At 44.8% G+C, this 13,135-nt stretch carries 11 protein-coding genes; 9 read left to right on the plus strand and 2 right to left on the minus strand.

Features of this window, described 5'->3' with window-relative positions; translation table 11 throughout:
* Positions 1-84 precede the first annotated feature (84 nt).
* The 9 genes from QM830_RS08545 (at position 85) to QM830_RS08585 (ending at position 10,253) form a co-directional block, all read left to right on the plus strand.
* Complete coding sequence (locus QM830_RS08545; RefSeq protein WP_006595554.1) at positions 85-1,365, plus strand: DUF308 domain-containing protein; 1,281 nt, start codon at positions 85-87, stop codon at positions 1,363-1,365.
* 107 nt (positions 1,366-1,472) lie between these two features.
* On the plus strand, positions 1,473-2,240 hold the full coding sequence (locus tag QM830_RS08550) for a CppA family protein (RefSeq protein WP_254727525.1): 768 nt from the start codon (positions 1,473-1,475) through the stop codon (positions 2,238-2,240).
* Positions 2,241-2,250: 10 nt separating this feature from the next.
* A complete protein-coding gene (locus QM830_RS08555; protein WP_414326469.1) occupies positions 2,251-3,192 on the plus strand; it encodes a serine hydrolase domain-containing protein in 942 nt (313 codons plus the stop codon).
* A 172-nt stretch (positions 3,193-3,364) separates the two neighbouring features.
* Complete coding sequence (gene mvk, locus QM830_RS08560) at positions 3,365-4,243, plus strand: mevalonate kinase (protein ID WP_414326471.1); 879 nt, start codon at positions 3,365-3,367, stop codon at positions 4,241-4,243.
* Positions 4,225-5,175, plus strand: coding sequence for a diphosphomevalonate decarboxylase (gene mvaD / locus QM830_RS08565; RefSeq protein WP_414326473.1), 951 nt, complete (start codon positions 4,225-4,227; stop codon positions 5,173-5,175). Before mvk ends, mvaD begins: the two co-directional genes overlap by 19 nt.
* Complete coding sequence (locus QM830_RS08570) at positions 5,165-6,172, plus strand: phosphomevalonate kinase (protein ID WP_414326474.1); 1,008 nt, start codon at positions 5,165-5,167, stop codon at positions 6,170-6,172. Before mvaD ends, QM830_RS08570 begins: the two co-directional genes overlap by 11 nt.
* Positions 6,169-7,173, plus strand: coding sequence for a type 2 isopentenyl-diphosphate Delta-isomerase (gene fni, locus QM830_RS08575; RefSeq protein WP_414326476.1), 1,005 nt, complete (start codon positions 6,169-6,171; stop codon positions 7,171-7,173). The genes QM830_RS08570 and fni overlap by 4 nt, the downstream gene beginning before the upstream one ends.
* Before the next feature lie 598 nt (positions 7,174-7,771).
* Positions 7,772-9,433: a C69 family dipeptidase gene (locus tag QM830_RS08580; protein ID WP_414326477.1), complete on the plus strand. Its 1,662-nt coding sequence runs from the start codon at positions 7,772-7,774 to the stop codon at positions 9,431-9,433.
* Positions 9,426-10,253: a PrsW family glutamic-type intramembrane protease gene (locus tag QM830_RS08585; RefSeq protein WP_414326479.1), complete on the plus strand. Its 828-nt coding sequence runs from the start codon at positions 9,426-9,428 to the stop codon at positions 10,251-10,253. Before QM830_RS08580 ends, QM830_RS08585 begins: the two co-directional genes overlap by 8 nt.
* A 332-nt stretch (positions 10,254-10,585) precedes the next feature.
* On the opposite strand, the gene QM830_RS08590 is transcribed toward QM830_RS08585, so the two are convergent.
* Complete coding sequence (locus QM830_RS08590; protein WP_414326481.1) at positions 10,586-11,848, minus strand: hydroxymethylglutaryl-CoA reductase, degradative; 1,263 nt, start codon at positions 11,846-11,848, stop codon at positions 10,586-10,588.
* Positions 11,848-13,020, minus strand: coding sequence for a hydroxymethylglutaryl-CoA synthase (locus QM830_RS08595; RefSeq protein ID WP_414326482.1), 1,173 nt, complete (start codon positions 13,018-13,020; stop codon positions 11,848-11,850). The genes QM830_RS08590 and QM830_RS08595 overlap by 1 nt, the downstream gene beginning before the upstream one ends.
* Between the last annotated feature and the right edge of the window lie 115 nt (positions 13,021-13,135).

Genomic DNA, 13,135 nt, shown 5'->3' on the forward strand with positions numbered 1-13,135 from the left:
AGCTTCACTGTTTCTTTACTTCTTATATTATACGTGATAAAATAGTATTTGTCTAAAGACCTTTGATCTCTGAAGGAGGGTGTCATGGTGAGAAAATTATCTGTTGAAGAAGTTGCAAGAAGACGGACTTTATTGTTTGGGGTTCTTGCCGTCATTTTTGGGATCCTCATTTTTCGAAACGGTGTTGGTTTCACAAAATTTTCCTTGGATCTATTAGCCATTTACTTTTTAGTTGATGGACTAGGAAGCTTTCTTCTTCGCTTTTTGTTACGTAGCAAGTCTATTTCCTATAGCCACTCTATTTGGTTTATTTTTCTTTCACTTGCGTTGATCTGGTTGAATCGACTGAGTAGTCTGCCCGTAAACTTAGTTGTGATTTGTTTAGGGGCATATCAGTTGGGGAGTGCCATTGTCTATGGGATCACATTTTGGCTTTATAAGGCCAATCGGGTAAAAGGAGGCTGGCTCTATTTATGGGATGCGCTTTTAAACGGTGGGATTGGTCTAGCAACTGTCTTGGAACCTGGTTCAGATGGGCACTTCCAATTTATCCTCTTGGGGGCTTATCTGGTCTTGTTGGGGATTTCTAATATTCGAGATGGTATTTTATTTGACAAAGACCAACAAGGCCAAGAGTTAAAACGTCGCTTTCGTATTAGCCTACCGGTTATCTTTGCAGCCTTTATCCCTGCTAAGGAGTTAAAACGGTTTAACCAGTTTCTTCAAAAAGGGAGCTCGGCGGGACACACAGGCCCTTATCGATTGGTGAAAAAAGAAGAAGAGGCAAGGGAATTAGAAATTTTGGTTCATACTTCTGACAGCAACTTATTTGGAGCGATTGGGCATGTAGATATTTGTTATCAGGGGAAGGTCATTTCTTACGGAAGTTACGATCCCTTTTCAGAGCGTCTATTTGGGACGATTGGGGATGGCGTACTGTTTAAAGTGGATAAGGAACCATACATCGAACTATGTAAAAAAGAGAGTCAAAAGACGCTGTTTGGCTACAGCCTATCCCTTACCGAAGAAGAGAATCAGGCAGTAGAGAAGCGTCTAGCTGAAATTGATCAGTTGTTAGAACCTTGGGATCCACCTAGTAGGTTACTGGAAGACGGTCAGCCGACCTACGCTTACAAATTGAAATATGATTTAGGGGCTGAGCTATATAAATTTACTTCTTCGCGTTTTAAATCTTACTTTGTTCTGTCTACGAATTGCTGCCTGTTAGCAGATTCAATTGTGGGACAGGCGGGAACGGCCGTATTAGATGTGCGGGGAGTGATTGCACCAGGGACCTATCAGGATTATTTAGAGTATGAATTTGAAGCTCCAAATGGGCTGGTCCATACAAGAACAGTATATTAAGAAAAGAAAGACAGATTCTAAATTTTGAGAAATCTGTCTTTTCTTGCGCAAAATTTCTTGTAAAAAACCAGAAAATTATTTACAATAAAAAGAGCTTGGAGGAAGTTATGACAGCAAATCAGATCGTAAGAGTGATCCCAGTCTTGAAAGTGAATAACCGAAATGTCAATCAACGCTTTTATGAAGAGACATTGGGAATGAAAGTATTAGTGGAAGAAGGAGCTCTCCTATCTTTAGGAGATGCCTCAAAAGTAGAAAAAATCGTCTTAGAAGAGTCACCGAGTATGCGTTCGCGTAAGGTCGAAGGTCCAAAGAAATTGGGTCGCATCGTGGTGAAAGTGGCACAAGCTCAAGAAATTGATTATTTGTTGGCCCGCCAGCCAGAAACAAGCGCCCTTTACCAAGGAGCTAATGGTCGCGCCTTTGAAGTTGTGTCTCCTCAAGGAGATACCATTTTCGTGCATGCTGAAGAAAATCTTGAAAGCCTAGAACCTTTGGAGAAAGCGCCTCTTGTTGACGTGCCAGAAGATTTCAAGGGTTTGACCAGCTTTGATGTGGACTTTCTTGAAGTCAATGTGGCCGATCTGGCCCAATCTCAGGAGCTTTACAGACGCTTGCCAGATCTTGCCCGCTTTATCCATTTGCAGGAAGCCCAAGGAGAAGATCTCCAAGTGGAAAACAAGGTAACTTGGGATTTGAGCATGATCAAGGTCGAATTGGCACCTTTTGATGTGGAAGACTTGAAAGAACGCTTGGGAGACGCTGTCGATTTTGTGCACCGTAAGGGAACTTTCTTGATTGCCAAGGATCCAAGCCAGATCGAACTCTGGTTTGAAGCCAATCAAGATCAGGTCCATATTTCTTATGAAGAATAAGAATGGAGTGATGAGCGTGAAGGCAATCATCGAAAAAATTACCGAACAAATCCAAGAAGGCATCTATCCAGGTGCCTCTCTTGCGCTTTACCGCAATGGTCAGTGGAGTGAGAACTATCTAGGACTTGCGGACCCTGAAAAAGGTGAGCCAGTAGAGGCTGATCTGGTCTATGATTTGGCCAGTGTCAGCAAGGTCGTCGGAGTCGCTACCATCTGTGCCTTTTTGTATGCGAAAGGGGAGCTTCCACTCGATCGCCCCTTTAAAGAGCTTTACCCACGTTTTGCTCATGAGAAGACGACCATCCGGGAACTCTTGACCCATACTTCTGGTCTCGATCCTTTTATCCCCAACCGGGATCAATTGGATGCGAGGCAGTTGAAAACAGCCCTTGAAAATTTGCAGTTAAAAGAAGACAAGAGTTTTCATTACACCGATGTCAATTTTCTTTTGCTAGGTTTTTGGTTAGAAGAAGCATTCGGTCAGTCCTTGGATGACTTGTTTGAAGAATTGATTTTTGCACCCTGGAAGATGGCGAAAACCCGGTTTGGACCGGTCAAACAGGCAGTGCCAACGGTCCGTGGGCTTGCTTCTGGAAGTGTCCATGATCCAAAAGCGAGAGTATTGGGCTGTCATGCGGGAAGTGCTGGACTTTTTTCAACGGTTCCAGATCTAGAGCGCTTTTTAGAGCATTATCTGAAGGATGATTTTGCGCGTGACTTGTCTCAGAATTTTGCGCCTAAAGAGGGTAAAACCCGGTCTCTCGGATGGAATCTAGAGGGGGACTGGTTGGATCATACGGGCTATACAGGAACCTTCATCATGTACAATCGCAAGAGGCAGGAGGCTGTGATCTTTTTGTCCAACCGGACCTATGAGAAGGATGAACGGGCCCAATGGATCTTGGACCGCAACTCTTTGATGGACTTGATCAAACAAGAATGTGAGAAATAGAAATGGATGGCTGGGATGATGGATCCCGGCCTTTTCTTGTCTGTCCATAAGAAGGAGCTCTTCTGGGTGATTCATTTTTGGACTCCGTCTTAGGTTGGATTTCCTTCAAAAGCATCGCTTTTTTGGCTGATTTATATTAAAATAGTAATGACCTTAATAGAGCGAGATGAATATGCATAAAGAGATAGGCGTCGGAAGGGCGCATAGTAAAATTATCTTAATTGGAGAGCATGCGGTGGTCTATGGCTATCCAGCTATTGCCCTGCCTCTCCATCATATCGAAGTGACCTGCCAGATTATCCCAGCAGACAGTCCATGGATTTTGTTTGAAGACGACACCTTGTCCATGGCGGTTTTTGCGTCTCTTGAGCACCTCGGGATTCGTGAGGCCCGGATTCGCTGCCGGATTCAGTCTATGGTACCGGAAAAACGGGGGATGGGGTCCTCTGCGGCGGTCAGTATCGCAGCTATTCGTGCAGTTTTTGACTATTATCAAGAGGAGCTGGATGATGAGACCTTAGAAATCCTGGTCAATCGAGCAGAAACCATTGCCCATATGAATCCAAGCGGGCTCGATGCCAAGACCTGTTTGAGCGATCAAGCCATCAAATTCATCCGGAATGTCGGCTTTTACCCGCTGGAGCTGGGTATAAAAGCGAGTTTGGTGATTGCGGATACGGGGATTCACGGCAATACCCGTGAGGCGATTCAAAAGGTTGAAGCTAAAGGGCAGGAAGTTTTGTCTCATTTCCATGGGATTGGTCAGTTGACCCAGCAGGTAGAAGGGGCTCTGAAAGAAAAAGATCTCATTGGCCTTGGGCAGGCTCTTACGGCTTGTCATGACCACTTGAGAGCTGTCGGTGTCAGCTGTAAAGAAGCAGATCACCTGGTCGCTGTTGCCCTTGAAAATGGGGCCTTAGGGGCTAAAATGAGTGGGGGTGGTCTTGGAGGCTGTGTGATTGCCCTCGTCAAGGATTCTCGTGAAGCAGAAACCATTGCCCATGCATTAGAAAAAGAAGGAGCGCACCATACATGGATCGAAAACCTGTAAAGGCTAAGTCATATGCCAATATCGCGATTATCAAATACTGGGGAAAAGAAGATGCCAAACAGATGGTTCCTTCGACCAGTTCGATTTCGTTGACCTTAGAGAATATGTATACAGAGACGAGTCTCTCTCCCTTGCCAGCAGATGCGACAGCGCATGAATTTTACATCGATGGGGAATTCCAACATCCAGCTGAGCAGGCCAAAATTGGGGCTGTCATTGATGGTTTGAAGCCAGCAGATGAAGCAGGATTTGTTCGGGTGGATACCAGCAACAATATGCCAACCGCAGCAGGCTTGTCCTCTAGCTCAAGCGGCCTCTCTGCTCTTGTCAAGGCCTGCAATCGGTATTATGATTTGGGCTTAACTCAGGAGGAATTAGCTCAAAAAGCCAAGTTTGCTTCGGGTTCCTCTTCACGGTCTTTCTTTGGTCCCTTAGCAGCCTGGGACAAAGAAAGTGGAGAGATTTATAAGGTTAAGACAGACCTGAAATTAGCCATGATTATGCTGGTTCTCAATGATAAGCAAAAGCCCGTTTCTAGCCGCGAAGGGATGAAACGCTGCATGGAAACCTCGACCAATTTCAAAGAATGGGTGGAGGAGTCTTGTCAAGATTACAAGGACATGCTGGGCTATCTAGCTGCCAATGATTTTGAACGGGTCGGTCACTTGACAGAGCGCAATGCCCTTGCCATGCATGGAACGACCAGGACAGCCACTCCAGCCTTTAGCTACTTGACAGAAGAAAGCTACAAAGCCATGGATTTTGTCCGTGAGCTTCGCGCTGCAGGCCATGCTTGTTACTTTACTATGGATGCAGGGCCGAATGTTAAGGTTCTCTGTTTAGAAGAAGACTTGGATCAGCTGGTACCTTTATTTGATGCCCGCTATCGGACCATCGTATCTAAGACAAAGGACCCTCAAGATGAAGACTAAGTATCAGGTACAGACTGGAGGCAAGCTCTATCTAGCTGGAGAATACGCAGTGCTAACGCCTGGCTATGGAGCCGTGATTCAGTTTATTCCCATTTATCTGTCAGCTACTATCCAAGAATCTAGAAGCTATCAGCTAGTCTCAGATCTCTTTGGTTACCAGGTGGATTTGACCCCAAATAAGGACTACGCCTTGATTCAAGAGACCATTCAGCTCATGGAAAAGTGGCTGAAAGATCAGGGGATAGCCCCTAAACCGTTTGATCTTCACCTAAGAGGGACGTTGGGCGAAGAGAGGAAAAAGTATGGGATTGGTTCCAGCGGAAGTGTGGTCTTGCTCGTGATCAAGGCCGTGGCCGCTCTGTATGAACTAGACCTAAATCCGGACCTGCTCTTTCGACTAGCAGCAGTCGTCTTGGTGCAAAGAGGGGACAATGGTTCCATGGGTGATTTGGCTTGTATTGCCTACGAGGACTTGATTTATTACCAATCCTTTGATCGGGCTTGGTTGCATGAAGTCTTGACTTCCCAGCCCCTCTCACAAGTTTTAGACCTGGATTGGAACTATCAGATCCGAGTGATCCAGCCAGCCGTCTCTTATGATTTTCTGGTTGGTTGGACTAAGGAACCAGCGATTTCAAGTGATTTGATCCGCCAGATCAAGGGAGCGATCAATGAAGCCTTTCTCAAGAAGAGTCAAACTGCAGTGAAGAATCTTGAAAAAGGCCTCCGTGAAGGAAACCAAAAGGAGATCGAGGCCAGTATCCAACGTGCAGATCAGAACCTAAAATCCTTAAACCATCTGATCTATACCCAGGCTCTAAAAGTCCTGCAGCAAGCGACAGAGGGCCTTTCTGCCTGTGCCAAGTGCAGTGGCGCTGGAGGAGGCGACTGTGGGATTGCCCTTAGTTTTGACCCAGTTGAGACTCAGACCTTGATAGATCGCTGGAAGGAACAGGATATTGAAGTCATTTACCAAGAAAGGATGGGAGATTCGTGAGCGAAAATCGAAAAGACCAGCATATTCGCTATGCTTTGGAGCAAAGCTCTTCCTATAATAGCTTTGATGAGATCGAGCTAATTCACCGTTCCCTCCCACTTGTGGGTCTAGCGGAGATTGATTTGACAACCCATTTCGCAGGGCGTGATTGGGAGTTTCCTTTTTATATCAATGCCATGACAGGCGGGAGTAAACGGGCTAAAGAGATCAATCAAAAGTTGGCAGCAGTAGCCCAAGCCTGTGGGATTCTCTTTGTGACTGGTTCTTACAGTGCAGGGCTGAAGGATCCGAGCGATCAATCGTACGCTGTCAAAACAGATCACCCTCGTCTTCTGTTAGCGACCAATATTGGCCTCGATAAAGAGCCAGACTTGGGCTTAAGAACAGTGGAAGAGCTTCAACCTCTCTTTCTTCAAGTTCATGTGAATCTGATGCAAGAGTTGCTTATGCCAGAAGGGGAGCGGATTTTCCACACTTGGAAAGACCATCTCAAGAGCTATGGGCAGGGCTTTCCTGTGCCTGTAGTCCTGAAAGAAGTGGGCTTTGGTATGGATCCCAAAACAGTCCAGCTGGCACTAGAGGCTGGGATCAAAACCGTTGACATTTCTGGCCGTGGTGGTACTAGTTTTGCCTATATTGAGAATCGTCGTGGAGGCAATCGCGCTTATCTGGATGATTGGGGACAATCAACTGCGCAGTGTCTCTTACAGTTACAAGATCAGATAGATCAGGTTGAGATCCTCGCGAGTGGTGGCATCCGTCATCCCCTTGATATGGTCAAGGCCTTGGTCCTTGGAGCGCGTGGCGTAGGACTTTCCCGCATTTTTCTTGAGATGGTAGAGACCAAGAGCATCGAAGAAGTGATTGCTATTGTCCAAGGATGGAAAGAAGACCTTAAATTACTCCTTTGTGCGCTCGGTTGTCAGAACCTGAAAGAGCTTCGAGAAGTCGACTATCTCCTCTATGGAAAATTATGGCAAGCGAAGCAACAGAAAAAATGAAAGAGAGTGGGACAGAAATCGGTCATTCGTTAGAATTCGATTTCGTCGTCCCACCTCCGCACAGTTAGTAGGGCTGTAAGAGCTGATGAAATCAGCGTAGTAGAGCCCACTCAACCACTGCGTCTTGCTTGACAATCCAAAAACAATTAAGAGGCTAGGATTTCTGTCCCACTCTCTAAACGTATAGGAACTAATTTTTAAGTAAAATAGGTTAAGTTATTCTTCAAAGAACTATAAAAGAGTTCTAATTTTTAAAATGATTCATGATATACGAAAACTTTCCGCCGTGAGAAAAGTGCTTGAAACATGATAATTTCAAGCACTCGGTAGTTTTGAAACCTTAGGTTCAAAACTAAGTCATGGAACTTCGTAGAAGTTCGCTGACGTCCGTACTCACCTAAGGAAAGTTTTTAAGTTGACTTTATCTATATTCTAAGGATTGGCAAAATGAGCCAATCCTTTCTTTTTTTGAAAAAGTGTTTTCCCTCAAAAATTCTGATAGTTTACGAATCCTTTACGGTTGCTGGAATCGCTTGCAAAACAGGATCGTAAAAGAGTATACTAAATAAGGAAAAACATTTTAAAAAAGGAGTTTAGGATGAAGAAGCACTATTTTCGCTCAGCTGTAGCAGCCTTGCTTCCGCTTTTGTTGATTGCTCAACCTGTTGAGGCCTGTACGGGGTTCATCATCGGAAAGAAACTGACGGCCGACGGCTCGACCTTGGTAGGGCGTACCGAAGATTTAGAGCCCAACCATAATAAAAACTTTGTGGTCAGAGAACGGGTTTACAATAAAAAGGGGGCTATCTTTGAGGATGCCGCCAACGGTTTTCAATATCCTTTGCCAGAGATAAGCTATAAGTATACAGCAGTCCCAGATGTCACCCCTGATCAGGGGATTTTTGACGAAGCAGGATTCAATGAATATGGAGTTTCCATGTCTGCCACTGTCTCTGCTTCAGCAAATGACAAGATCCAAAAAGTGGATCCCTATGTCGAGGATGGCCTCGCAGAATCGGGCTTGACCAGTATCGTTCTCCCAAGTGTGAAAACCGCAAGAGAAGGGGTTGAACTCATTGCTAAAATCGTCGAAGAAAAAGGCGCTGCAGAAGGAAATATTGTGACCATTGCCGATAAAGAAGGCGTCTGGTATATGGAAATCCTATCCGGTCACCAATATGCGGCCATTCTCTTTCCAGAAGATCGCTTTGCAGTCTTTCCAAATACTTTCTTCTTAGGTCATGTAGATGTATCAGATACAGAGCGTACGATTGCTTCAAAAGATCTTGAAACAGTCGCCAAGGACGCAAATAGCTATAAGGAAGTGGATGGAAAATTCCATGTTTCTCAATCCTATAATCCGCCTTTGCAAGAAGCGGATCGCTCGCGGGTTTGGTCGGGGATCAAATCTCTAGACCCAAGCTCTCATGTTAAATATGACGATGCGTCCTTTGACCTTCTTCATACAACCGATCGGAAATTAACTCTCCGCGATGCCATGAATCTCCAACGCAATCGTTTGGAAGGAACCAAATACAAACCACAGGATCAAATGGAGTTGGATGGAAAAGGCATTCCGAAAAAAGGAGAGTTTGATGCGGTTTATAAATACCCTATTTCCAATCCAAATGTCATGGAGGCCCATATTTTCCAACTGAAAGACGAGGTCCCAGCGAGTGCGGGTGGAGGCACCATGTGGCTGTCGATGGGCAGTCCGCGGAATGCTCCATATCTACCGTACTATGGCAATATTCTCAACACCTATCAAGCCTACCAAGAATTAGGGGATCATTACAATGACCGCTCCTGGTATTGGACCATTTCAAGAATCAATGACCTTGTAGCCAAGTATCCTGATTTATTCGAAGATGGGGCGATTCGTACTGAAATGGAACGATTGGAATCTCAGTGGATGGTTGAACAAGATCTGAGTGATCAGGAACAAATTGCCCTTGCTTCTCAGCCTGAAGAAGCGAGTAAGAAGGCAACAGAAGAAGGGATGGCAAGAGCTGAGAAAACCTTCGAACGTTTGCAAGAAATTAGAAAAGAAGCAGAACAAAAGGTGGCAGATGAGCACGGAAAAAGTGCCCTGCAAGATCTAGATGACGAAGAAGATGCTGCTTACGAAGAACAGATTGATCTGGTTGATTTTGACTATGATTACATCCTAGCAGCAGGCTTGTTCGGAGCAACCCTTCTAGCGATTGTGATCTACCTCATTCGCTCAAAGAAACAAAAGGGAGGAAAACAAGATGACTAAAATTCAAAGAGCCTTGATCTATCTCTTTCTACTATTTGCAGGAATTGGCTTGGAGTTTGAACTCGGTCATCTTTCTCAACAAGAATTTAGCCAGTCTGCAGGCAGAGATTTGGTCTTGAACTTGTCTGTTTTAGCTGCTATTATTATCCCACTCTATCTCTTTTCAAAACGATTGGCCAAGCAGTTGTCTGTCCCAACCTATCTTTTATGGATTGCTATGTTTGGGGGTGCCTTCGTAGCAGGCTGGTTGAGCTTTTCAGGTAATAGCTTGATTGATATTATGAATAGCCATGTGATCAAGGATGCCACTGTCTTTAATAAGTGGACCGATGCCTTGACAGCGCCATTCTCAGAAGAATTCTTTAAGGCTCTAGTTGCCTTTTGGGTAGTTTTGATGGTTGGCAAAAAAGATCTAAAAGCGATTCTAATTGCCGGCTTGGGCTCTGGCTTTGGTTTTCAAATCATTGAGGATTTAGGGTACGTTGCCCGCCAAACAAAAACTAGCCAATTGGCCGCCGTTACTGAGGCCATTAACCGTATTTCTGGTGGGTTAGCTTCACACGCCCTCTATACAGCTGTTGTATCCGTTGGTGTCTTCCTCTTGTTGTCTCAAGTGACCCAGCAAAAGGAAAAACTCTTTGGACTCTGGTGTGTTCTCTCAACAGTAGCCAATCATTTCTTATGGAATTCTCCGTTTTATGAAACAGACCATCGGATCAATCTTCTCGTCGGACTGCTCTTTGCCGTCCAAGTAGGGACCTTTATCGAAGTGGTGCTCTATACCAAGAAAGAGCCCGAACTACCACTCTTAAAACAATAAGAAAATCTTTACAAACACAAAAGAACTAAGACGTGGGTCTTAGTTCTTTTAGAATGTAAACAAACTGTTTTTTACATAAAACAATCTAAGTGATGAAGAATAATTAAAAATGATAATACCAGTAGGCTCGTTCAAACATACATTGAAACTTTCCGCAGTGAGAAAAGTGCTAGAAATTGGATTATTTCTAGCACTCGGGAGTTTTGGAACCTTGGGTCCAAAACTAAGTCATGGAACTTCAAAGAAGTTCGCTGACGTCCGTACTCACCTAAGGAAAGTTTCAAAAATGACATTGTCTTCAATCTGAAAACGAAAAACATATCTTAGTTCTTTCATTTTCTCAATTCTTGTAAGAGTGTTTGTGCCTTTTCTAAATTGAAGGGTTTGTTTTCAAGGAGTTGGCTGACCAGACGGGGAACTTCCTCTTCCTTAGCTCCTGCTAGAAGGGCTAGAGAGCGTGCTTGGAGTTTCATATGTCCTGCTTGGATCCCTGTGGTGACTAGGGCCTTCAGGGCAGCAAAATTCTGCGCCAAACCGAGCGACGCGATAATACCGGCTAATTCAATAGCAGAAGGCTCTCCTAGCAAACGGTGGCTGACTTGAACCGTAGGGTTGAGGCCAATGGAGCCTCCTTTTGTTGCAACTGGCATTGGCAAAGTGATCTCACCATAGAGTTTTTTCTCTTCCGGCTGACTTTTCCATTGGCTCAAACCCTTGTATGGGCCGCTTTTTGCGGCATAGGCATGGGCTCCTGCTTCGATGGCCCGCCAGTCATTACCTGTCGCAAGGACCAGGGCATCAATCCCGTTAAAAATTCCCTTGTTATGAGTGGCTGCACGGTAAGGATCCACTTGAGCCAGTTGGCTAGCTAGCTCCATCCGGTGGGCAATTTCAATAGCTTCCTCAGGATTTCGACTCAGTGCTTTAAAATCGATGGCACACCGTGCACTCACTAAAGAGCGAGTAGCCAAGTTAGATAAAATTGCCATCAAGGCCTGACCACCAGAGAGTTCCTGGATGCGATCGGTCAGAGCTTCCAGCATCGTGTTGAGCATATTGGCCCCCATGGCTTCTTTGGGATCGACAGCCAAGTAGACAATAAGAAAGTCCCCCTTGTTTTCGACCCAAAGATCCCTCGCTCCACCTCCACGATTAACGATAGAAGGATAGGCTTCATTAGCGAGCTGAAGAAGGGTTTCCTTGTCTTCGAGGATGCGCCTGCTAGCAACTTCTATGTCTTCAACATCCGTCAGAGCAATCTCACCGATCATTTGGCGCTGGTGCACCTGGGTGGTGAAGCCGCCCGAACGTTGGATGAGCTTGGCTGCAAAGCTGGCAGCCGCGACCACGGATGGCTCTTCTGTGACCATGGGAAGGACATAGTCACGACCATTGATCAGGAAATAAGGAGCAAGGCTAAAAGGCAAGTCAAAAGTCGACAAGACATTTTCTGTCAATTGATCTGCAATAGAAAGGGGAAGTCCCTTTTGTTCTTTTAAGATCTGTGCTTCATCCCAAGTTAAGAGGCCTTCCTTCAGTAAGGCCTCTATGCGTTCTGTGGGAGAAAGTTTTGCAAAACCTGGTAATCGTGCCATTATTTTTCTACTTTCTGGTAAGTGCGTTGGTGTTCCTTGATCTCTGTCAAAGCAAAAGTTTGATTCGTAGCAGGCTCAAACACTTGATTGCCACTAGGATCTAGATCTACTTCCTCATAAAAGAGTCGTTCGTAGTCAGCAACACTAAGAACCGTACGTTGGTCCAGTTTTTCCATGCGTTTGTGATCTAAGAGTTGCTCAAAACCAGGAACGAGATTGGCACTGAAAATTTCAGCAACCGCTCCACTTCCGTAGCTAAAGAGGGCAATCCGATCTCCAGCTTTGAGTTGTGGTTGATTTTCAAGCAGAGATAGTAAGCCTAGGAAAAGAGATGCAGTATAGATATTTCCGATGCGTTGGCTGTATAAGATAGATTGATCAAAATTGTATTGTAACTGGGCCTTTTGATCCTCTGGCAGAGACTTATCCAAGATTTTTTTCAAGCCCTTAAGGGCCAATTTTGGATAAGGCAAATGGAAACAAACAGCAGCGAAGTCTCTTAGGTTGAGACCTGTTCGTTTCTGGTATTCTGCCCAGGTGGTTTTTAGGGAATCCAGATATTGTTGGGTAGAATAGAGACCATTCACGAAGGGGGTTGTTGCATAATTTGGGCGCCAAAAATCCATGACATCACGTGTTTGAGCTACATTGTCATCATTAAAAGCTAAAATACGCGGGTTTTGACTGATCAGCATAGCAACTGATCCAGCCCCTTGTGTTGGTTCTCCAGGAGTTCCAATTCCGTATTTAGCAATGTCACTGGCAATGACCAGGACTTTACTTTGCGGGAATTTTTCAACGTGGAGTTTGGCATAATCCAAAGCAGCAGTTGCAGCATAGCAAGCTTCCTTCATCTCAAAAGAGCGAGCAAAGGGCTGAATGTCTAGTAAACCATGTACAAAAACAGCAGCAGCTTTACTCTGGTCAATCCCAGATTCCGTCGCAAGAATCACCATATCGATCGCTTCTTTATCTTCATCTGTCAAAATGTCATCTGCAGCAGTTGCAGCCAGTGTGACAATGTCTTCAGTGATCGGTGTAATACTTTGTTCTTTTAAGAGAAGACCTTTGCTTAATTTTTCAGGATCGGTATTCCGAGCAGCGGCCAAATCTTCTAAACGCAAGACATAAGGGCTCGTCGCAAAACCAATCTTATCAATCCCAATTGTCATTCTTAACCTCTTTTTAATTTGATATCTACTAGTATATTTCCTTACTATTTTACCATATTTAAGGGTAAAACTCCCTTGAAAAAGCTAGATCAGCAAGGAAATCATTTTCGGGACC

Origin of the sequence: Streptococcus sp. OMI750, assembly GCF_047463895.1 — a bacterium.
In the GTDB taxonomy this organism is placed as follows: domain Bacteria; phylum Bacillota; class Bacilli; order Lactobacillales; family Streptococcaceae; genus Streptococcus.